We start from the raw sequence: 20,308 nt of genomic DNA on the forward strand, positions 1-20,308 counted from the left end.
CGCTCACCGCCGCAGGCGGTGGCTGGCCTTGCACGCGGCGACGCGCTCGGTGCACGTCGCCGCAGCGCGCCTCAGGGCGCTTGAACCGGCGTGACCTTGCGGATCAACTGGCCGTAGGTGTCGGCGACATACAGCGTGCCCGCCGCGTTGATCGTGAGCCCTTGCGGCTGATTGAACGTGGCAGCCGCGCCGATGCCGTCTTGCCCACCCGTAACACCCTTTTGGCCGGCGAGCGTGGAGACCACCCTTGCCGGTGTGATCCTGCGCAACAGGCTGCTCCCGAAATCGGCCACGTAGACATTGCCGTCCGCATCGACAGCGATGCCGCGGGGATCGGAGAAAGTCGCGGAGTTGCCGGGGCCATCGGTGGCACCGGGCGTCCCCGTCCCTGCAAATGTCGTGACCACACCGGCGGGGGTGATCTTGCGAATTCGATGGTTGCTGCTGTCGGCGACGTAGAGGTTGCCTGACGCATCGATGGCAATGTTGTAGCCGCGCCCGAATTTCGCGTCGGTTTTCGTGCCGTCGGCAAAGCCCGGCGGGCTGCTGCCGGCCAGCGTGGTGACATTGAGGGCCGGGTCGATCTTGCGAACGACGCCGCCGCCATACTCCAGAACGTACAGATTGCCGGCAGCATCCACGGCCACCGAGATGGGCGTGTTGAAGGTGGCGGCGGTTCCGTTGCCATCGGTCGTGGTCTTCGTGCCATTGCCCGCTACCGTGGTCACATCGGCCGTCGATGTGACCTTGCGGATTCGATGGCCTTGGGCGTCCGCGACGAAGGCGGTGTCGGTCGCATCCACGGTGAAGCTGGCGAGGTCCTTGAACGAAGCGTTGAGGCCGTTGCCGTCCACCGACGCCAAGACTCCGTTGCCGGCAAACGTGGTGACGTCGGCCTCGGGCGAAATCTTGCGCAAGAGGTTGTTTGACCAGTCGCCGATGAGCAGACCACCGCTCTTTGTGAGGGCGATGCCGTAAGGGAGATCGAACGATGCGGCCGTACCCTTGCCGTCGGCGGTGCCCGAGGTGCCGGTGCCGGCGAGCGTCTCGACCTTGGCCGCCGCGGCCGAGCAGGCCACCGTCACGTCGCTCACGTCGGCCGAGGCCTTGCCGGTGTCCTTGGTGACGGTGCAGAACTGCCACAGGGGTTGCTTGCGGATGCTGACCTTGTAGTCCGAGCCCTCGACCAGGGTCGTTGCAAAGGTGAACTTGCCATCGGCCGACAGCTTGAGGTCGTCGCCGGCATTGTTTTGCAGCACCAGGTGGCCGGCAAGGCCGGTGACCGTGCCGCCAATGGAATGGTTCACGACGGGCGGCACCGTCGCCGGAGGGTTCGGTGCGACCACCGGCAGAAAACCACCACCTCCACCCCCGCCACACGATGCCACCAACATGACCGCACCGGCCACGGCGCCGATTCGCGCGACCGAACTTGCTTGACTGAAAAGCATCTTGACTCCTCTTTATGGTTGTATGACTCGACAAAAAGAAGCCCCCTGCCGACGGGCGCGCAGGAGGCTTCTAAATGTCAATTATTGTTAACCGTGGTGTCTTGAGGTATCCCCTGAATTGGGTATTTCTCGCGGTCGGCCATCTCATCTGGCTCTAGCAATGGCTCCCTGGTCCGCCAGCTGGACTTCGGACGTCACGATCCTGACGATGGGCACGGAAGACGCGAACTGGTCCCGCGTTCTTGGCAGGGGGCCTGACAACATCGATGGCATTGAGCTCCGCCCCGTCCATCTCCTCCTCGAGCCGGTGATGAAGGACCGCTGGTACGAGGACGAGGCCTGATCCCGGTTTTTCTCCCTCCCCTTCCGGGGGAGGGCAGGGGTGGGGGCAAGCGGCGTTCGGTCAGGCGTTGCGATGAATCGAACGCTGTCGTGCCCCCATCCCAACCTTCCCCCGGAAGGGGAAGGAGAAAGAGCTGGCGCAAACGCTACACGCTCTGCAGCCGCACATCGTTGGCAGGAATGGCATTGAGCTCCGCCCAATCCATCTCCTCTTCGAGCCGGTGGTAGGTGTCGTCCTCGATCTGCCCGCTCTCGCGCAGCGCATCGAGCGCCCGTCGCTGCGCACGGATCGCCGTGGCGCGCAGGCGGTCGTGCGCGGTCGTGGCCTGCGGCTGGCTTTCGTCGGCGGCGATGGTCCGCGCGGCGCGGTACTCATCGCGCACGGCATCGGCCTCTGCGCCGCGCTCGGCCTCCAACGCAAGAAGCGCCGCATCCATCATCGCGGTGCGCGCGAGCGAGACTTCCTTGTCCTGCGATTCGTCGGGATCGATCTTCAGCGCCTTGATGAGCGGCCCGATGGTGAAGCCCTGGATCACCAGCGTGCCGAGCACGACGGCGAACGCGCTCAGCACGATGAGGTCGCGCCCCGGAAAATCCGCCGGCAGCGCAAAGGCCGTGGCCATGGTGACCAGCCCGCGCATGCCCGACCAGCCGACAAGGAAGCCGATGCGCCTGGACGGAATCGACACGCCCTTGGGCTTGAGGCCCAGCCGGTGCTTCACCGCGCGCATCACCGCCCCGTAGAACAGCACCCACACCACCCGCACGCCGATGACCAGTGCGAGCACGAGGCCCGCGAACTGCAGCGCGTGCATGAGCGCGGGGCCGGAGAGCCGATCGAGAATGCCGCGCGCCTGCAGCCCCATCAGAAAGAACGCCAGCACGTTGAGCGTGAACACCACCGCGCCCCACACCGCATACGACTGCACGCGGTCACGCGGCGCGTTGCGGCTCGGTGCGTAGCGGCCCAGCGTCATGCCGAAGGCGACCACCGAGATGATCGGCGACAGGTGCAGCCGCTCGGCCACGATCCATGCGGCAAAGGTCATCACGAACTGCAGGATGATGGCCGAGCGCGTGCCCCTGAAGAGCGGGCTCACGAAGTGCAGCGAGACCTTGCCGAGCAGCACGCCGACCACCGCGCCGCCCGGCACCGCCACCAGCAGCATCGGCAACGAGCTCGCAATGGGCTGATGCGCGGCGCCCGCCGCCGACACCGCCACGCCGAACACCAGCAACGCCACGGCGTCGTTAAGCAGGCTCTCGCCGTTGATGAGCGACAGCGTGCGCCGTGGAATGCGGAACTGCTGCATCACCGCCGCTGCGGCCACCGCATCGGGCGGCGCGACGATGGCGCCGAGCGTGATGGCCGCGGCAATCGGCAGCCCCGCGAAGGCCCAGCCGGCCCATGCCACCACGGCGGTGGTCAGCAGCACGGCCACCAGCACCAGCGAGACCAGCGGCATCCAGTTGTGGCGCAGCTCGCGGGGCGAGGTGTCGAAGGCCGAGTCGAGGAGGGCGGGTGCAATGAAGAGCGCGAGCGCCAGCTGCGGATCGAAATGGATGTGCGGCACCCAAGGCATCGCGCCGAGCCCGACGCCCGCCAGCGCCAGCAGCGAGGGGTAGGGCAATGCGAGGCGGCGCGAGAGCTGGAGCAGCAGGCACGCCGCGGCCAGCATGAGAAGGATGTTTTCGAAGATCTCCACCGGGGCCTCTCAGTTTTTCGTGTTGTGCACGGAATACTAAGAGAGGCCCGGTCGATCGCCGAGGGTCGATCAGGCCGTGTGGCGCGCGGTGCAGGTGATGCAGGTGTTCTTGTGGCCTTTCCGCTAGTCTGTCGAACTTCCAGGAGATCCAAGGAGACATCGATGACCGATATTGCAGACATCCAGAAGCTGTTTGCCGGACTCTTTCCTGACCTGATGGGCATCCGCTTCACGGTGCTGGAGCCCGACCGCGTGGTGGCGCAGATGGAGGTGCGCAAAGACCTCTGCACCGCCGGCGGCATCCTGCATGGTGGCGCCTCGATGGCGTTTGCCGACACGCTGGGCGCGGTCGGTACTGTGGTCAATCTGTCGGGCGGCAAGCGCACGACGACCACCGATTCAAGCACCAAGTTCATTGCCGGCGCACGGTTGGGCAGCACGGTGACGGGCACCTGCGTGGCGTTGCATCGCGGACGCACCACGATGGTCTGGCAGACCTCGATCACGAATGAGCAGGGCAAGCTCTGCGCCGTCGTCACGCAGACGCAACTGGTGCTCGATCCGGCCACTTGATCTCTTGAGCGGACGGGTGAGCGATGGTCAGGAGTGGCCGTCCACCCGCATCTGGAAAAGGAAGTAGGGCGGAATACAGGCGCCGCGCCCTTCGGGCTGGCCTTCGGCCTGCGCGCAGATGTAGTCGTCGCGGCAGGGCTGTTGCGCCGAGCAACTGCGCAGGTTGCCAGGTCGTGTATGTCTGGCGAGGCATTCGCCGAAAGGCTTGTTCGCGGCCAGGCACTGGTTGAAATCGCTGAGGATCGCGATGCCGCCGCAGGTGCCGTTCTTGTCGAGCGGATTGCAGGGCCCCGAGCACATGCCGCCTGGAAAGCCGACCGAAGTGGTTTCGCACACCGAGGCGGTGCCTTCGCAGGCGATGCGCGGCAGCTTCTCGGCACGGTCCAGCCACGGGTTGGCGGAACGCGTGATGCGGCTGGGCTCGCAACTCGCGCCGACCGTGGCCGTTGCACTGCCCGTCATGGCGGTCACGTCATCCGGCTCGGCCAGCGGGCGAAACGGATCGGGCCGTGGCGTCGTCAGCGCGGCGCGCACGTAGGTGGCGCGCCGTGCCAGTTCGTCCTGCATGTGCGGCGAATGCGGCAAGGCGAGTGCATTGCCCACCGTGAAAGTGCGCGAGGCGCCGCGCCGATCCACACCCAGCAAGTGAAAGCCAGCGACCGCGCGGCTCTGGTGGCAGCCCGCGCAGCTCAGGTCGTCGAGGCGGCGCAGCACAGCCTGCGGTGATTGCAATGTGCGAGTGCTGGGCATGGCCTGCCATTCGCTCGCCGCGAAGAGCTGCGCAAAGGGCCGGTTCGCCAGCCGCTCCTGTCCGCGCGGCGCCACCGACACGGCTTCGGTCGCGAGGAACTTCTCGGGGATCTGCAGCGTGGCTTCATCCAGAGCGCGCAGGTTGGCGGGCTGCTGCAACCATTGCTGCAGTTCCTTGCGCAAGGGGGCATTGGCTTTCAGGCGCGCAACGTCGGGCGTATTCTCCAGCGGACCCACATCGAAGCGCCGTGTACCCGCGTTCCAGCGGAAGGCGCGCAGCATGTATTCGGCATGGCCGCCGAGGTCGGGCCGCACGGCGGAAGGCCAACGCACGCTTTGCAGGTTGGTGGTGATCTGCGCGATGCGGGCGGGCGCCAGGCGCTGCGGCGCGAGCGGGCCGTCGGACGACACCAGCCAGCGGCCTAGTGCTTCATCGTCGTTCGCCGCCACGGCCTGCGGTGGTTGCCAGCGTCGCGTGCTGCTGGCGCAACTGCCGTCGGCATCGGGCGCATCGCCACGCAACTCGACGTTGACCGTCATCGGCAGGCGCGACTGCATGGCTGCCGTGCGGTAGGCCAGCCGGTACACCAGCCGCGTCTCGCCGCATGCGCCGCTTTGAAAGGGCCGCCGGTCCATGCGGTTGGCCACGCCGACCAGTTCGAAAAATGCATCGGGGCTCGTTAGCCAGCGTGCGTCGAACAGCCGGTGCGGATAGCGCGAGACGCCGACACCCGCCTGCTTGTCGCGTCGCTGGATGCCGGCAATGCTCTCGCGCAACGGGTCGGCGATGGACGACCATGACGGCGAACCCATCAAGGCCTGGTTGGTCGCGATGCCGTCCTTGGAAACCGTGGTGTCACCGACCCAGTGGGTGAAGCCGGCACCAGCCTTTTCCGCCGCCTGCAAGGCGACAGGCGATGTGACAAGAAGGATCGGATCGGCCGCGTGCGCGATGGGCGCGGCGAGGGCGAATGCCAGAGTGAGGATCGCCGATAGGCAGTGTTTGAAGAGCGACACGCGGACGATTGTGCCGCGATGAACTCGCCAATCGATCTGCCCATCTGCGACTAGGTAAAGGCGTTCCGCCTTGTCCCGGCACGCCGACGCTTTGTCTGGAAAAATGCATTTCAATGACAACCGAACCGCCTCCATCGCCAGAACGGCAATCACACAAGCTCCGGGTCCTGCTCGTGGAGGACGATGCCGACACGCTCGCCACCACGCTGAAACTGCTCGAGGCTCTGGGCCATTGGGCCACCGGCGTGACGAGTGCCGAGGCTGCGATCTCGCGCTTTTTCGACGGTGCGTTCGATGTGGTGATGGTCGACATCGGCCTGCCCACGCTGTCGGGCCACGACTTCGCAGAGAAGCTGCTGAGCGAGCACAACGTGCCGGTGATCTTCGTGACAGGGCAGCCGAAGCCCGACACCGCCATGCGCGGCACGGCATGGCTGCGCAAGCCCTACACGGTCGATCAACTGATGGATGTGCTCGACCACGCGATGGTGCCGCAGGCATAGCGGGATCACTGGCGTACAAGACGGGCCCGGACGGCGGGCCTATCGTGCGGCGGTCTTGTACTTGCGAACACCCGATGCCGTCCTTCTCTTCTTCCTCTTCTTCCTTCACGCCGCCTTTTACTTCGTCCGGCCGCAGCGCACTCGTGCAGGCGCCGCCCTGGCACTACGCCGGCTGGCTCGTCAACGTCGCCTTCGCATTCGACGCCGCGCGCGGCAGTTTGCTGATTCCCGCAGAGGCGGGCCGGCCGACCGGACGCGGCTGCGTTCATTTCGCTGACTGGCAGTCTTGCGGCAACGACGGACGCGAACTGCTCGACCCGGTCTACGCGCAGTACCGCGAGACCATCGTGGTGCTCGAAGTCGAAGCGGGGCAGGGCGCGGGCACGCGCTTCTTCTGCCCGTTGATCTACGTCGATCAAGACATCTCGCTGCTGCGCGGCTGGCTGCAGGGCTGGCCCAAGAAGATCGGCCAGACCTGGGTGACGCGCAGCCTGCCACTCACGCATCCCGCGGCAGCGCCTGCGGCAGCGGGGAGCCGGCTCGGCGCGAGCCTCAGCGTGAAGGAGCGGCGGCTGGTCGATGCGACGGTCACGCTGTCGGGCGATAAGGCCGAACGCCTGGGCTTCCTGGCCGCACCGACCATCGGGGCCATCGGCTGGCCCGACCTGACGAAGCCCGACGTTCCAGCAACCCCGCGCTACCTGCGCGCCGACATCGTGGACCGTGTCGAGTCGGGCTGGACGGGCGGCAGCGCGACGCTGCGGTTTCACGATCACCCCGTCGAGGAACTGGCCTTGCTTGGCGAAGTGCAGGCCACGCAGGCCAGCGCGGGCTGGATGGGCCTGACCGTTCGCGGCGCGCTTGCCGCTTGATGCCGCCGATGCCGCTACGCTCGGCGGGATGAATCCCTCCGCCATCGCTTCCTCGCACGTCATCGGCTTGCCGATGGAAGGCGGCGCGCAGATCGAGGCGATGTTCTCGGCCGACCCCAAGGCGCGCTTCGAGCTGCACTGGCATGCGGAGTGGAGCGTGGGCGCCATCCTCGAAGGCCACTGCGAGTTCACCTGCAATGGCGAGCGGTTGTTGGCGTGCGCGGGCGATCTGGTCGTGATGGCGCCCTTCGCGTTGCACACGGCCGGTGTCAGTCCGCAGGGCTTTCGCATGGTGATGCTGTATGTGCCGCATGCCTGGGTCGGCGCGCGCCTGGGCTGGCCGGTGGGGCAGCGCGGTGTCGTGCATCGCGGGGTCTGGCAGGACAAGGCCGCGGCCGATGCGCTGGGCGATGCTGCGCTGTCGCAAGACGGCGAGCAGGTCGGCCGCCTGCTGGAGCATCTTCTTCGCGCCTGCACCGGCAGCGAACTGACGGCCATCGAGCGGCAGGTGGGCGATGCCCGTGTCGAGGCGATCTGCAACGCGCTCGAACTGGAAGACGCCTGCCGCATCGACCCCGGCGCACTGGCGCAGCGGTTGGGCGTGTCGCGCGAGCACTTTCATCGCCTGTTCCGCGTGGCGGTCGGCATGACGCCGGCGCACTATGCGCGGCTCGCGCGCATTGGCCGGGCCAAGGCATTGCTGCGCGATGGTTGCGCGCAGGCCGACGTGGCGGCGCAGTGCGGCTTCAGCGACCAGGCGCATTTCTCGCGGTGGTTTCGCCGCTGCTTCGGCGTGACGCCGGGCAACTACATGGCCGACCGGCAGCGGGTGACAAGGGCCGCGTGAGAAAATCCGGGCCTTGCGCGCCCGATGTCCGGGCCGAAGCCCACGACAGGATCACGCGTTTTGGAAGAGAAGGTCATCTCCGTTGCCCCCATGATGGATTGGACCGACCGTCATTGCCGGTTTCTGCATCGCCTGCTGTCTCGGCACGCGCTGCTCTATACCGAGATGGTGACGACCGGTGCGCTGATCCATGGCGACGTGCCGCGCCATCTTCGCTTTCATGCCGAAGAACACCCTGTGGCGTTGCAACTCGGCGGCAGCGAGCCGGCCGACCTCGCGCACTGCGCCAAGCTCGGGGCGGAGTGGGGCTACGACGAGATCAACCTCAATTGCGGTTGCCCCAGCGAGCGCGTGCAGCGCGGTGCCTTCGGCGCCTGCCTGATGAACGAGCCGCAGCTCGTGGCCGATTGCGTGAAGGCCATGGTCGACGTGACGGACGTGCCCATCACGGTCAAGCACCGCATCGGCATCGACAAGATCGAAAGCTACGAGTTCGTGCGCGACTTCGTCGGCACGGTCAGCGAGGCGGGTTGCAACACCTTCATCGTCCACGCGCGCAATGCGTGGCTGCAGGGCCTGAGCCCGAAGCAGAACCGCGAGATTCCGCCGTTGCGCTACGCGTTGGTTCACCGGCTGAAGCACGACTTTCCGGCGCTGAAGTTTTCGATCAACGGCGGTATCACCGTCAATGAACAGGTGCACGAGCACCTGCGGTTGCTCGACGGCGTGATGGTCGGGCGCGAGGCGTATCACAACCCCTGGTGGCTGGCGGAGTGGGACGCCGAGTTCTTCGGTGCCGCGCCGCAGTCGCTCACGCGCGAAGAGGTCGAGTCGCTGATGTGCGACTACATGGTGCGCGATGCCGCCGAGAACGGCACCAACTGGTGGTCGATCGCGCGCCACATGCTGGGCCTGCGCAACGGCCTGCCGGGCGCACGCCGCTGGCGCCAGGTCTGGAGCGACCATCGCCTGAAGACGCGCCCACCGCACGAGGTGATGGCGCTCGCGCACGAGCCGTTCGCACAGGCTGCCTGAGCGCGTACCCGCACGCGCGGGTGGTTCCTTCTTTTGTCACATGTCCAAAGGGCACGCAGGCCTGCGTGTCCCGCTCGTTTGCACCCTTCGCGAAGGGCTTCAGCAGCCCCTTTGGCGGGTATCTCACGCTCTTTTAATAGAACGATGTTTTGAAACATTGCAACAACAAGTGTGACTGTTGGGCCACTTTTTGCTGAAGAATAAAGAGCGTCAGGGAAACATAAAAAAAGGTTCTGCATATGAGCGAAGCTGTTGGCAGCAAAGAGGAAGTGAGCGCGCTGGCACGCGGCTTGGCACTACTCAAGGTGATCGGCATGGCCGGGGCCTCCATGGGCAATCGGGAACTGGCCGACACGACGGGCATTCCCAAGGCCACCGTGTCGCGCCTCACGGCGACACTGGTCGGCGCGGGCTACCTGCGCCAGTCGCAAGACAGCGAGCGTTTCAGCCTGGGGCCGGCACTGCTCGACATGAGCAGCCGCTACCTGCGGCATTTCGACTTGCGGACGGTGGCCCGTCCGTATCTGGTGGAGCTGGCCGAATTCGCGGGGGCCAGCGTGCACATCGGCGTGCGCGACGAGCTGGACGTCCTCGTGATCGATTCGCTGCGGCCGCGCCTGGCGGTCATCAGTTCACGCATCGAGGTCGGCACGCGGCTGGCCATCGCCACCTCGGCCGGTGGCCGCGCCTACCTCGCGGCATTGCCTGCCGCCGAGCAGGCGGCGCTGCTGGAAGACATCCGCCTCGAAAGCGGCGAGAACTGGCCGGTGATGCAGCCGCGGCTGATGGCCGGGCTCGAGGAGTACGCCCGCGAGGGCTACTGCAGCTCGTTCGGCGAATGGCACCCGCACATCCACGCCCTGGGCTTTGCCCTGGAGGGGCCACGCGGCGAACGCTATGCGGTGAGCTGCGCCGGCCCAGCCTACCTGCTGCCGCGGGAGATGATGCTGACGCGCGTGGCGCCCCGCCTGCTGGTCATGGCCCAGCGCATCGCGGCCGAGACGGGGACGGCCCGTACAGGCTGAGCGGCTGGGCGAGTGCGCTCAGGTGGCGGCTTCCAGGCCGTTCCTGAAGTGCTCGCGCATGCGCGCCATGGCCGTGGCGGCGTCGCGTGTTTCGATGGCGGCCATCACGGAACGGTGTTCCGCCAGCGATTCGGCAATGCGGCCGGCCTTGAGCAGCGAGTTGTGGCGATTGAGCTTCATCACCTTGCGCAGGTCGGCCACCATCTGGTCGCGCCACTTGTTGTCGGCGATGGCCAGCAGCCGCATGTGAAAACGCTCGTTGAGCGCAAAGAAGTGCTCGCGGTCTTCCGTGCCGGGGGCTGCGGCCGCTTCGAGCTCGGCGTGCAGCGCCTTCAGCTCCGCGCGCTGGGCCTCGGTGGCGCGCTCGGCCACCACGCCGGCCGCATCGCTCTCCAGCAGCGAGAGCAGGTGGTAGACGTCGGCCAGGTCCTGCTCCGACACCTCGGTCACATAGGCGCCGCGGCGCACCTTCATCGTCACCAGGCCTTCGGCCGCCAGCACCTTCAGCGCTTCGCGCAGGGGGGTACGGCTGATGCCGTATTCCTCGGCGAGCTTGAGTTCGTCGATCCAGCTGCCGGGCTCCAGCTCGCGGCGGAAGATCCGCTGGCGCAGCAGCTCGGCCACCTCTTCATAGAGGGCGCGGGGGGTGAGGGTGACTGCGGACATGGGCCGGACTGTACTTCAAAAAAGGCGTTTGAATTAATAATTATGGATCGGTTAGACTCGCGGCCGGCTTGCAAATCCGTGCAAGCGAATTGGCGAACACCAGAGACACTGCAAAGCGGCCCCTCATGAGCAGCACACCCGAACCCACCTTCAAGCCAGCCGACCTCGATGCGTGGGCCAAGTCCGCTGCCAAGTCCGCCCCCGGCGGCGACGTGAGCGCGTTGAACTGGATCACGCCCGACGGCATCAGCGTCAAGCCGCTCTACACCGCGGCCGACCTGCAGGGCCTGAAGTACACCGACACGCTGCCCGGCTTCGAGCCCTACCTGCGCGGCCCGCAGGCCACCATGTACGCGGTGCGCCCCTGGACCATCCGCCAGTACGCGGGCTTTTCGACCGCCGAAGAGTCGAACGCCTTCTACCGCAAGGCGCTGGCCGCCGGCGGGCAGGGCGTGAGCGTGGCCTTCGACCTGGCCACCCACCGCGGCTACGACAGCGACCATCCGCGCGTGACCGGCGACGTCGGCAAGGCCGGCGTGGCCATCGATTCGGTCGAGGACATGAAGATCCTGTTCGACCAGATCCCACTCGACAAGGTCTCTGTGTCGATGACGATGAACGGCGCCGTGCTGCCAGTGCTCGCGGGCTACGTGGTCGCGGCCGAAGAGCAGGGCGTGGCGCAGGACCAGTTGAGCGGAACCATCCAGAACGACATCCTCAAGGAGTTCATGGTCCGCAACACGTACATCTTTCCGCCCGCACCGAGCATGCGGATCATCGGCGACATCATCGAGTACACGGCGCAGCACATGCCCAAGTTCAACTCGATTTCGATCAGCGGCTATCACATGCAGGAAGCCGGCGCCAACCAGGCGCTCGAGCTCGCGTTCACGCTGGCCGACGGCAAGGAGTACGTGAAGACCGCGCTGGCCAAGGGCCTCGACGTTGACGGCTTTGCCGGGCGCCTGAGCTTCTTCTGGGCCATCGGCATGAACTTCTATCTCGAAGTGGCCAAGATGCGCGCGGCGCGCCTCCTGTGGTGCCGCATCATGAAGGAGTTCAACCCCAAGAACCCCAAGAGCCTGATGCTGCGCACCCACTGCCAGACCTCGGGCTGGAGCCTCACCGAGCAGGACCCGTACAACAACATCGTGCGCACCACCATCGAGGCCATGGCCGCGGTGTTTGGCGGCACGCAATCGCTGCACACCAACGCGCTGGACGAAGCGATTGCGCTGCCGACGGAGTTCAGCTCGCGCATTGCACGCAACACGCAGCTCATCATCCAGGAAGAGACGCACATCACCAACGTGGTCGACCCCTGGGCCGGCAGCTACATGATGGAGAAGCTCACGCAGGACATGGCCGATGCGGCCTGGGCCATCATCGAAGAGGTCGAGGCCATGGGCGGCATGACCAAGGCCGTCGACAGTGGCTGGGCCAAGCTCAAGATCGAGGCGGCCGCCGCCGAGAAGCAGGCGCGCATCGACTCGGGCAAGGACGTGATCGTCGGCGTCAACAAGTACAAGCTCAAGAATGAAGACGCGATCGACAGCCTGTCCATCGACAACGTGATGGTGCGCGACCAGCAGGTGGCGCGGCTGCAGAAGATCCGCGCCTCGCGCGACACCGCCAGGGTGCAGGCCGCGCTCGACGCGCTCACCGAAGCCGCTGAGAACAACACTGGCAACCTGCTGGCATTGAGCATCGACGCCGTGCGCCTGCGCGCCACGGTCGGCGAGATTTCCGACGCGCTTGAAAAATCGTTCGGCCGCCATCGCGCCGACACGCAGAAGGTGACCGGTGTGTACGCAGCCGCCTACGACTCGGCCGAAGGCTGGGAAGCACTCAAGACCGAGATCAACGCCTTCGCCGAAGAGCAGGGCCGCCGTCCGCGCGTGATGATTTCCAAGCTGGGGCAAGACGGGCACGACCGCGGCGCCAAGGTCGTTGCGACCGCGTTCGCCGATTTGGGCTTCGACGTGGACATGGGGCCGCTGTTCCAGACGCCGGAAGAATGCGCGCGCCAGGCGATTGAAAACGACGTGCACGCCGTTGGCGTGAGCACCCTCGCAGCCGGCCATAAGACTCTTGTGCCCGCCATCATCAACGAGCTGAAGAAGCAGGGCGCGGACGACATCATCGTGTTCGTCGGCGGCGTGATTCCGCGGCAGGACTACGACTTTCTCTACGAGGCCGGCGTCAAGGGCATCTACGGACCGGGCACGCCCATTCCGGCCAGTGCCAAGGACGTGCTGGAGCAGATCCGCGCGGCGGTTGCGGCCTGAAGAAAAGCACCGACGTGAGCGATCTCTTGTCGCGGCTGTCGCTGCAGCCGGTGGATTCCGGCGATTTCGAGGACATGCTGGCCGTGCGCATCGATGCGATGCGCCCGAGCCTGGAGCGCGTCGGCCGCTTCGACCTCACGCGCTCGCGTGAACGCCTGTCGGCCGGTTTCGTGGTGCCGTACATGCACCACATCGTGCTCGACGGCGAGCAGCGCGTCGGCTTCATCACGCTCAAGCCCGAGGACGCGGATGCGCTGCGCTTGGACCATCTGTACCTGCGTACCGGCTTCCAGGGGCGCGGCATCGGCGAATGGGCGATGCGCTGGGCCAAGGCGCAGGCGCGCGAGAAGCAGCTCGACATCAAGCTCACCGCGCTCGTGCGCAGCGACGCCAACCGCTTCTATCTGCGCCACGGCTTCGTGCTCGAAGGCGAAGAGGGAGTGGACCTGCACTACCGCTGGCGCGTGGCGTCGGAGGCCGCGTGCTGAACAGCGTCGACGCGCTCGAACGCGCGGTCGCCGATGCGCCCGGCATGGCACAGCGCCGCGCCATCGCCAAGGCGATCACGTTGCTCGAATCGACCCGTGCCGACCACCGTGCGCAGGCCGACGAACTGCTGACGGCGCTGCTGCCGCGCACCGGCCAGTCGTTTCGGCTCGGCATCTCGGGTGTGCCGGGCGTCGGCAAATCGACCTTCATCGAAACGCTGGGCCTGCTGCTGATCGACAAGGGGCATCGCGTGGCGGTGCTCACCATCGACCCGTCGTCCACTGTCTCGGGCGGCTCCATCCTGGGCGACAAGACGCGCATGGAGCGGCTCTCGGTGCACGAGCGCGCCTACATCCGCCCCAGCCCGTCGAGCGGTACGCTCGGCGGCGTGGCTGAGAAGACGCGCGAAGCCATGCTGGTGTGCGAGGCCGCCGGCTACGACATCGTGATCGTCGAGACCGTCGGCGTGGGCCAGAGCGAAACCGCCGTGGCCGGCATGACCGACATGTTCGTGCTCATGCAGCTGCCCAACGCCGGCGACGACCTGCAGGCGATCAAGAAGGGCGTGATGGAGCTGGCCGACCTCGTGGTCATCAACAAGGCCGATATCGACAAGGACGCCGCGACGCGCGCGCAGGCGCAGATCACCTCGGCGCTGCGGCTGTTCGGCCACCAGGGCAACCCCGACCACGCGCATGCGGTGCACGACGCGCACAGCGGCGCCGAGGTGCGCTTCTGGCTGCCCAAGGTGCTGCAGCTCAGCGCGCTGGCGGGCACCGGCATCGACACGTTTTGGGACGCCGTCACGCAGTTCAGGATGCTGCAGACCGCCAACGGCAAGCTCGCCAGGCGCCGCGAAAAGCAGGCCACCGCGTGGATGTGGGAACGCATCGATGCCGGGCTCAAGCAGGCGTTCAGGCAGCACCCGCAGGTGCGCGAGCTGCTGCCGCAGCTCACGCAGCAGGTGGCGCAAGGCACGTTGCCGGCATCGACGGCGGCGCGCAGCCTGCTCGCCGCGGCGGCCATCACCGCCAGGCCGTGAGGCCACAAGAAACACAAGACCAAGCATCGCAATTCAGGAACACAGCTTCGGAACCACACCATGCAAGAACTGATTGAACAACTCGAAAAGCGTCGCGCCCAGGCGCGCCTGGGCGGCGGACAGAAGCGCATCGACGCGCAGCACGCCAAGGGCAAGCTCACGGCGCGCGAGCGCATCGAACTGCTGCTCGACGACAACACCTTCGAAGAGTGGGACATGTTCGTCGAGCACCGCTCGGTCGACTTCGGCATGGCCGAGCAGAAGATCCCCGGTGATGGCGTGGTCACCGGCTACGGAATGATCAACGGCCGCCTCGTCTTTGTGTTCAGCCAGGACTTCACCGTCTTCGGCGGCGCGCTCAGCGAAGCGCACGCCGAAAAAATCTGCAAGGTGATGGACCAGGCCATGAAGGTCGGTGCACCGGTCATTGGCCTGAACGACTCGGGCGGCGCCCGCATCCAGGAAGGCGTGGCATCGCTGGGCGGCTATGCCGACGTGTTCCAGCGCAACGTGATGGCCTCGGGCGTGGTGCCGCAGATCAGCATGGTCATGGGCCCGTGCGCGGGGGGCGCGGTGTATTCGCCGGCCATGACCGACTTCATCTTCATGGTGAAGGACTCCAGCTACATGTTCGTCACCGGCCCCGACGTGGTGAAGACCGTGACGCACGAAAGCGTGACGGCCGAAGAACTGGGCGGCGCCATCACCCACACCACGCGCAGCGGCGTGGCCGACATGGCGTTCGAGAACGACGTCGAGGCGCTGATGATGCTGCGCCGCCTGTACAACTACCTGCCGCTCAACAACCGCGAAAAGCCGCCGGTGCGCCTGGGCAACAACGGCCAGGGCGACCCGGCCGACCGGCCCGACTACTCGCTCGACACGCTGGTGCCCGACAACCCGAACAAGCCCTACGACATCAAGGAGCTGATCCTCAAGGTGGTGGACGACGGCGACTTCTTCGAGCTGCAGCCCGACTACGCGAAGAACATCGTGATCGGCTTCGCACGCATGGAAGGCCAGACGGTCGGCATCGTGGCCAACCAGCCGCTGGTGCTGGCGGGTTGCCTGGACATCAAGAGCAGCATCAAGGCCGCGCGCTTCGTGCGCTTCTGCGATGCGTTCAACATCCCCGTCATCACCTTTGTCGACGTGCCCGGCTTCATGCCCGGCACCGGGCAGGAGTACGGCGGCATCATCAAGCACGGCGCCAAGCTGCTGTACGCGTACGCGGAATGCACGGTGCCGAAGATCACCGTCATCACGCGCAAGGCCTATGGCGGCGCGTACGACGTGATGGCTTCGAAGCACTTGCGCGGCGACGTCAACCTCGCCTGGCCGCGCGCCGAGATCGCGGTGATGGGCGCGAAGGGCGCGGTGGAAATCATCTTCCGCGAAGACAAGAACGACCCCGAGAAGCTGGCCGCCCGCGAGGCCGAATACAAGGCGCGCTTTGCCAACCCGTATGTGGCCAGCGCACGCGGCTACATCGACGACGTGATCCTGCCGCACGAGACGCGCAAGCGCATCTGCCGTTCGCTGGTGATGCTGCGCGAGAAGAAGCTCGAGAACCCGTGGCGCAAGCACGGCAACATCCCACTGTGAGCGGTACGGAGAAGAAGAACATGTTCAGGAAGATCCTGATTGCGAACCGCGGCGAGATTGCATGCCGCGTGATTCAGACCGCGAAGAAGATGGGCATCCTCACGGTGGCCGTCTACTCCGACGCCGACAAGGAAGCCCGCCACGTCGAGCTGGCCGACGAGGCCGTGCACATCGGCGCCGCGCCTAGCCGTGAGAGCTATCTGCAGGCCGACCGCATCATCGCGGCCTGCAAGCAGACGGGCGCCGAAGCGGTGCATCCGGGCTACGGCTTTTTGTCGGAGAACGAAGCCTTCGCGCGCAAGGTCGAGGAAGAGGGCATTGCCTTCATCGGGCCGAAGCACTATTCGATCGCGGCGATGGGCGACAAGATCGCCTCGAAGAAGCTCGCGAACGAAGCCAAGGTCAACACCATTCCGGGCTGGAACGACGCCATCGAGACGGCCGAACGCGCCGTCGAGATCGCCAAGGACATTGGCTACCCGGTGATGATCAAGGCCTCGGCCGGCGGCGGCGGCAAAGGCCTGCGCGTGGCCTTTAACGACAAGGAAGCCTTCGAGGGCTTCACCTCGTGCCGCAACGAGGCGCGCAACAGCTTCGGCGACGACCGCGTGTTCATCGAAAAATTTGTCGAGGAGCCGCGCCACATCGAGATCCAGGTGCTGGGTGATTCGCACGGCAACGTCATTTATCTGAACGAGCGCGAATGCTCGATCCAGCGGCGCCACCAGAAGGTGATCGAAGAGGCGCCGTCGCCCTTCATCAGCGACGCCACGCGCAAGGCGATGGGCGAGCAGGCGGTGCAGCTGGCCAAGGCCGTGAAGTACCAGAGCGCAGGCACGGTGGAGTTCGTGGTCGGCAAGGACCAGAGCTTCTACTTCCTGGAAATGAACACGCGCCTGCAGGTAGAGCACCCGGTCACCGAGTGCATCACCGGGCTTGACCTGGTCGAGCTGATGATCCGCGTGGCCGCCGGCGAAAAGTTGCCGCTGACGCAAGCCGAAGTGAAGCGCGACGGCTGGGCCATCGAGTGCCGCATCAACGCCGAAGACCCGTTCCGCAACTTCCTGCCCTCGACCGGCCGTCTGGTGAAGTTCCAGCCGCCGGCCGAGACGATGTTCGCGAGCGATACCGAGCATCTGCAAGGCGTGCGCGTGGACACCGGCGTGTACGACGGCGGCGAGATCCCGATGTACTACGACTCGATGATCGCCAAGCTCATCGTGCACGGCAAGGACCGCCAGCATGCGATTGCCCGCATGCGCGAGGCGCTCAACGGCTTCGTGATCCGCGGCATCAGCAGCAACATCCCGTTCCAGGCGGCGCTGCTGGCGCATCCGAAGTTCGTGTCTGGCGACTTCAACACCGGCTTCATCGCCGAGCACTACGGCAAGGGCTTCCATGCGGAAGACGTGCCGCACTCCGACCCGTCGTTCCTTATCGCGCTCGCCGCGTATGTGCATCGCCGTTATCGCGCGCGTGCCTCGGGCATCAGCGGGCAGCTCGAAGGCCATGGCGTGAAGGTGGGCGAGCAGTTCGTGGTGGTGGAGATGGGGCCGGAAGGCAAGCACGTGCACCACCCGGTGTCGGTGTCCGACTTCCAGGGCAAGACCGGCGCGAGCGCGGTGGCCGTGGGCGACAAGAGCTACAAGATCGACAGCAGCTTTGCGCTGGGCGCGATCCGCGTGCAGGGCATCGTCAACGACAAGCCTTTTACCGCGCAGGTCGAGCGCGGCGCGGGCAAGAACCCGCTGGCGCTGCGCGTGTCGCACGATGGCACGCAGATCGAGACGATGGTGCTGTCGCCGCTGGGTGCACGCCTGCTGGAGCTGATGCCCTACAAGGCGCCGCCGGACCTGAGCAAGTTCCTGATGTCGCCGATGCCGGGCCTGTTGGTCGAGGTATCGGTGCAGCCGGGGCAGCATGTGCAGGCCGGCGAGAAGCTGGCCGTCATCGAGGCGATGAAGATGGAGAACGTGCTGTTCGCTACGCAAGACGGCGTGGTCGGCAAGATTTCTGCCGCGAAGGGCGAGTCTCTCGCGGTCGATCAAATCATTCTGGAGTTCAACTGATGGGTGCCAACGACCTGCAACAGACGATCACGCTGCACCGGCCCGCAAAAGCCGTCGCAACGCCGCAAGGCCCGTGGACGATCGAGGCGATCCAGGCGCTGCTGGACAAACCGCTGATGGACCTGCTGTTCGAGGCACAGACGGTGCACCGCCAGCACTTTCCCGAAGGCGACATCGAGCTGGCCACGCTGCTGTCGGTCAAGACCGGCGGCTGCCCCGAGAACTGCGGCTACTGCCCGCAGTCGGCCGAGTTCGACACCGGCGTGAAGGCGCAGAAGCTCATGGAAGTCGACGAGGTGGTGCGCGCCGCGCAGGCCGCCAAGGACGCCGGCGCCACGCGCTTCTGCATGGGCGCCGCATGGCGTGCGCCGAAGGACCGCGACGTCGAGAAGGTGGCCGTGCTGGTCGAGGCGGTGAAGGGCCTCGGCATGCAGACCTGCGCCACGCTCGGCATGCTGGAGCCGCACCACGCGCAGCAGCTCAAGGCCGCAGGCCTGGACTACTACAACCACAACCTCGACACCGCGCCCGAGTACTACACCGACGTGGTCGACACGCGCACCTACCAGGACCGGCTCGACACGCTGGCCCACGTGCGCAGCGCGGGCATCAGCGTGTGCTGCGGCGGCATCGTCGGCATGGGCGAGGCGCCCGTGCACCGCGCGGGGCTGATCGCGCAACTGGCCAACCTGAACCCTTACCCGGAGTCGGTGCCGATCAACAGCCTGGTGCGCGTGCCCGGCACGCCGCTGGCCGACTCGGAACCGGTCGACCCGTTCGACTTCGTGCGCATGATCGCGGTCGCGCGCATCACGATGCCGACGGCGCGCGTGCGGCTGTCAGCGGGGCGCCAGCAGATGGGCGATGCGGTGCAGGCGCTGTGCTTCATGGCCGGTGCGAATTCGATCTTCTACGGCGACAAGCTGTTGGTCACCGGCAACCCCGATGTGGAAGCCGACGTGCAATTGCTGCGCAAGCTGGGCCTGCAGTCGCGCCGCACCACGACCACTGAAACCGTGGAGGTCTGCGCATGACGGCCGCGGCTCCCGTCCGTCCGTTCAAGGTGCTGGGCATCCAGCAGATCGCCATCGGCGGCCCCGACAAGCTGCGGCTGCAGAAGCTGTGGGTCGACATGCTGGGGCTCGAAGTCACGGGCACCTTCAGGAGCGAGCGCGAGAACGTCGACGAAGACATCTGCGCGATGGGCAGCGGGCCGTTCAAGGTCGAGGTCGACCTGATGCAGCCGCTGGACCCGGAGAAGAAGCCTGCGGTGCACACCACGCCGCTCAACCACGTGGGCCTGTGGATCGATGACCTGCCCAAGGCCGTCGAATGGTTGACTGCCCAGGGCGTGCGCTTTGCGCCCGGTGGCATCCGCAAGGGCGCGGCCGGCTTCGACATCTGCTTTCTGCACCCGAAGGCGAACGACGAGTTTCCGATCGCGGGCGAGGGCGTGCTGATCGAGATGGTGCAGGCGCCGCCCGAGGTGGTGACGGCTTTCAACGCGCTCGCTGCTACGCGTTGAGCACCTTCTTGATCGGCGGCTTCACGTCGGCGCGCTGAGGCGGCAGCATCGGCAGGTGCTCGCGCGCCGGGTTCAGGATGATCGATGTCGCCGTCTCGGTGAGGATGCAGAACTTGGTGACCACCGCATCGAGGTGGCTCACGTCGATCACGGCGATCTCGAGGATCCAGCTGTCCTCGCCGGTCACGTTGTAGGCATTGATGCACTCGGGCGTTTCCTGCACCAGCGCGACCACGCGGTCGTAGTCGGCGCGGCCCACGCGGATGATCGCGCGGATGCCGTAGCCCAGCCGCGTGAGGTTGACCGTGGCGCGGTAGCCGCTGATCACGCCCGCGGCCTCGAGCTTCTTCACGCGCTCGGTCACGGCCGGCTGGCTCAGGTGCACACGGCGGCCGAGTTCGGCCATGGTCAGGCGCGCGTCGGCCTGCAGTTCGGCCAGGATGCGGGTGTCGTGGGCATCCAGCGTGGGGTTCAAGGCGAAGTCCATGAAACTCCTTTAAATC

Annotated in this window: 19 protein-coding genes; 14 read left to right on the plus strand and 5 right to left on the minus strand. The window is 66.3% G+C overall.

Going from position 1 to position 20,308, the window contains the following annotated elements; all coding sequences use genetic code 11:
- Positions 1-71 precede the first annotated feature (71 nt).
- Entirely contained in the window at positions 72-1,451 is a 1,380-nt protein-coding gene (locus ACGLHS_RS05055; RefSeq protein ID WP_394477447.1) for an NHL repeat-containing protein, read from the minus strand.
- 160 nt (positions 1,452-1,611) lie between these two features.
- Between ACGLHS_RS05055 and ACGLHS_RS05060 the strand changes: the two genes are divergently transcribed.
- Positions 1,612-1,794, plus strand: a complete 183-nt coding sequence (locus ACGLHS_RS05060; RefSeq protein ID WP_394477449.1) for a hypothetical protein — start codon at positions 1,612-1,614, stop codon at positions 1,792-1,794.
- 145 nt (positions 1,795-1,939) lie between these two features.
- Here the strand turns inward: ACGLHS_RS05060 and ACGLHS_RS05065 are convergent, their stop codons facing one another.
- Positions 1,940-3,499, minus strand: a complete 1,560-nt coding sequence (locus ACGLHS_RS05065) for a cation:proton antiporter (RefSeq protein ID WP_394477451.1) — start codon at positions 3,497-3,499, stop codon at positions 1,940-1,942.
- Between the two features lie 162 nt (positions 3,500-3,661).
- Between ACGLHS_RS05065 and ACGLHS_RS05070 the strand changes: the two genes are divergently transcribed.
- Positions 3,662-4,072 carry a PaaI family thioesterase gene (locus tag ACGLHS_RS05070; RefSeq protein ID WP_093237497.1) on the plus strand — a complete coding sequence of 137 codons (411 nt, stop codon included), beginning with the start codon at positions 3,662-3,664 and terminating at the stop codon, positions 4,070-4,072.
- Positions 4,073-4,099: 27 nt separating this feature from the next.
- Here the strand turns inward: ACGLHS_RS05070 and ACGLHS_RS05075 are convergent, their stop codons facing one another.
- On the minus strand, positions 4,100-5,839 hold the full coding sequence (locus ACGLHS_RS05075) for a hypothetical protein (RefSeq protein ID WP_394477454.1): 1,740 nt from the start codon (positions 5,837-5,839) through the stop codon (positions 4,100-4,102).
- 113 nt (positions 5,840-5,952) lie between these two features.
- Here ACGLHS_RS05075 and ACGLHS_RS05080 point away from each other — a divergent pair, with 113 nt between their 5' ends.
- From ACGLHS_RS05080 to ACGLHS_RS05100, 5 genes are all read left to right on the plus strand, one after another.
- Positions 5,953-6,342 (plus strand): response regulator, encoded by a 390-nt coding sequence (locus tag ACGLHS_RS05080; protein WP_394477456.1) that lies wholly within the window; start codon positions 5,953-5,955, stop codon positions 6,340-6,342.
- A 74-nt stretch (positions 6,343-6,416) separates the two neighbouring features.
- Positions 6,417-7,214 carry an acetoacetate decarboxylase family protein gene (locus ACGLHS_RS05085; protein ID WP_394477458.1) on the plus strand — a complete coding sequence of 266 codons (798 nt, stop codon included), beginning with the start codon at positions 6,417-6,419 and terminating at the stop codon, positions 7,212-7,214.
- A 28-nt stretch (positions 7,215-7,242) separates the two neighbouring features.
- Positions 7,243-8,061 (plus strand): AraC family transcriptional regulator, encoded by an 819-nt coding sequence (locus ACGLHS_RS05090; RefSeq protein WP_394477460.1) that lies wholly within the window; start codon positions 7,243-7,245, stop codon positions 8,059-8,061.
- Between the two features lie 24 nt (positions 8,062-8,085).
- Complete coding sequence (gene dusA / locus ACGLHS_RS05095) at positions 8,086-9,096, plus strand: tRNA dihydrouridine(20/20a) synthase DusA (protein WP_394477462.1); 1,011 nt, start codon at positions 8,086-8,088, stop codon at positions 9,094-9,096.
- 239 nt (positions 9,097-9,335) lie between these two features.
- A complete protein-coding gene (locus ACGLHS_RS05100; RefSeq protein ID WP_394477464.1) occupies positions 9,336-10,121 on the plus strand; it encodes an IclR family transcriptional regulator in 786 nt (261 codons plus the stop codon).
- An 18-nt stretch (positions 10,122-10,139) separates the two neighbouring features.
- Here ACGLHS_RS05100 and ACGLHS_RS05105 read toward each other — a convergent pair whose 3' ends face one another.
- Positions 10,140-10,787: a GntR family transcriptional regulator gene (locus ACGLHS_RS05105; RefSeq protein WP_394477466.1), complete on the minus strand. Its 648-nt coding sequence runs from the start codon at positions 10,785-10,787 to the stop codon at positions 10,140-10,142.
- A gap of 125 nt (positions 10,788-10,912) precedes the next feature.
- Between ACGLHS_RS05105 and scpA the strand changes: the two genes are divergently transcribed.
- Genes scpA through ACGLHS_RS05140 form a run of 7 tightly spaced genes read left to right on the plus strand, consistent with a single transcriptional unit; the run spans position 10,913 to position 19,805 of the window.
- The gene (gene scpA / locus ACGLHS_RS05110) at positions 10,913-13,075 is read left to right on the plus strand and encodes a methylmalonyl-CoA mutase (RefSeq protein WP_394477468.1); all 2,163 of its coding nucleotides are present in this window, start codon (positions 10,913-10,915) and stop codon (positions 13,073-13,075) included.
- Between the two features lie 14 nt (positions 13,076-13,089).
- Positions 13,090-13,563, plus strand: coding sequence for a GNAT family N-acetyltransferase (locus tag ACGLHS_RS05115; protein ID WP_394477470.1), 474 nt, complete (start codon positions 13,090-13,092; stop codon positions 13,561-13,563).
- Positions 13,557-14,606 carry a methylmalonyl Co-A mutase-associated GTPase MeaB gene (gene meaB, locus ACGLHS_RS05120; RefSeq protein ID WP_394477472.1) on the plus strand — a complete coding sequence of 350 codons (1,050 nt, stop codon included), beginning with the start codon at positions 13,557-13,559 and terminating at the stop codon, positions 14,604-14,606. The genes ACGLHS_RS05115 and meaB overlap by 7 nt, the downstream gene beginning before the upstream one ends.
- Positions 14,607-14,666: 60 nt before the next feature.
- Positions 14,667-16,211 (plus strand): acyl-CoA carboxylase subunit beta, encoded by a 1,545-nt coding sequence (locus ACGLHS_RS05125; protein WP_093237507.1) that lies wholly within the window; start codon positions 14,667-14,669, stop codon positions 16,209-16,211.
- A 20-nt stretch (positions 16,212-16,231) separates the two neighbouring features.
- Positions 16,232-18,280, plus strand: coding sequence for an acetyl-CoA carboxylase biotin carboxylase subunit (gene accC, locus ACGLHS_RS05130; RefSeq protein WP_394477474.1), 2,049 nt, complete (start codon positions 16,232-16,234; stop codon positions 18,278-18,280).
- The gene (gene bioB, locus ACGLHS_RS05135) at positions 18,280-19,314 is read left to right on the plus strand and encodes a biotin synthase BioB (RefSeq protein ID WP_394477476.1); all 1,035 of its coding nucleotides are present in this window, start codon (positions 18,280-18,282) and stop codon (positions 19,312-19,314) included. Before accC ends, bioB begins: the two co-directional genes overlap by 1 nt.
- Positions 19,311-19,805 carry a VOC family protein gene (locus ACGLHS_RS05140; protein WP_394477478.1) on the plus strand — a complete coding sequence of 165 codons (495 nt, stop codon included), beginning with the start codon at positions 19,311-19,313 and terminating at the stop codon, positions 19,803-19,805. The genes bioB and ACGLHS_RS05140 overlap by 4 nt, the downstream gene beginning before the upstream one ends.
- Here the strand turns inward: ACGLHS_RS05140 and ACGLHS_RS05145 are convergent.
- Positions 19,795-20,292 (minus strand): Lrp/AsnC family transcriptional regulator, encoded by a 498-nt coding sequence (locus ACGLHS_RS05145; RefSeq protein WP_394477480.1) that lies wholly within the window; start codon positions 20,290-20,292, stop codon positions 19,795-19,797. The genes ACGLHS_RS05140 and ACGLHS_RS05145 overlap by 11 nt on opposite strands.
- Positions 20,293-20,308 lie beyond the last annotated feature (16 nt).

Source organism: Variovorax sp. VaC1 (assembly GCF_043658315.1).
Taxonomy (GTDB): Bacteria; Pseudomonadota; Gammaproteobacteria; order Burkholderiales; family Burkholderiaceae_C; genus Variovorax.

Coding starts and splice junctions, on each gene's coding strand:
- ACGLHS_RS05055 (WP_394477447.1), bottom strand. CDS start 1,451: ATGCTTTTCAGTCAAGCAAGTTCGGTCGCGCGAATCGGCGCCGTGGCC.
- ACGLHS_RS05060 (WP_394477449.1), top strand. CDS start 1,612: ATGGCTCCCTGGTCCGCCAGCTGGACTTCGGACGTCACGATCCTGACG.
- ACGLHS_RS05070 (WP_093237497.1), top strand. CDS start 3,662: ATGACCGATATTGCAGACATCCAGAAGCTGTTTGCCGGACTCTTTCCT.
- ACGLHS_RS05080 (WP_394477456.1), top strand. CDS start 5,953: ATGACAACCGAACCGCCTCCATCGCCAGAACGGCAATCACACAAGCTC.
- ACGLHS_RS05085 (WP_394477458.1), top strand. CDS start 6,417: ATGCCGTCCTTCTCTTCTTCCTCTTCTTCCTTCACGCCGCCTTTTACT.
- ACGLHS_RS05090 (WP_394477460.1), top strand. CDS start 7,243: ATGAATCCCTCCGCCATCGCTTCCTCGCACGTCATCGGCTTGCCGATG.
- dusA (WP_394477462.1), top strand. CDS start 8,086: ATGTCCGGGCCGAAGCCCACGACAGGATCACGCGTTTTGGAAGAGAAG.
- ACGLHS_RS05100 (WP_394477464.1), top strand. CDS start 9,336: ATGAGCGAAGCTGTTGGCAGCAAAGAGGAAGTGAGCGCGCTGGCACGC.
- ACGLHS_RS05105 (WP_394477466.1), bottom strand. CDS start 10,787: ATGTCCGCAGTCACCCTCACCCCCCGCGCCCTCTATGAAGAGGTGGCC.
- scpA (WP_394477468.1), top strand. CDS start 10,913: ATGAGCAGCACACCCGAACCCACCTTCAAGCCAGCCGACCTCGATGCG.
- ACGLHS_RS05125 (WP_093237507.1), top strand. CDS start 14,667: ATGCAAGAACTGATTGAACAACTCGAAAAGCGTCGCGCCCAGGCGCGC.
- accC (WP_394477474.1), top strand. CDS start 16,232: ATGTTCAGGAAGATCCTGATTGCGAACCGCGGCGAGATTGCATGCCGC.
- bioB (WP_394477476.1), top strand. CDS start 18,280: ATGGGTGCCAACGACCTGCAACAGACGATCACGCTGCACCGGCCCGCA.
- ACGLHS_RS05140 (WP_394477478.1), top strand. CDS start 19,311: ATGACGGCCGCGGCTCCCGTCCGTCCGTTCAAGGTGCTGGGCATCCAG.
- ACGLHS_RS05145 (WP_394477480.1), bottom strand. CDS start 20,292: ATGGACTTCGCCTTGAACCCCACGCTGGATGCCCACGACACCCGCATC.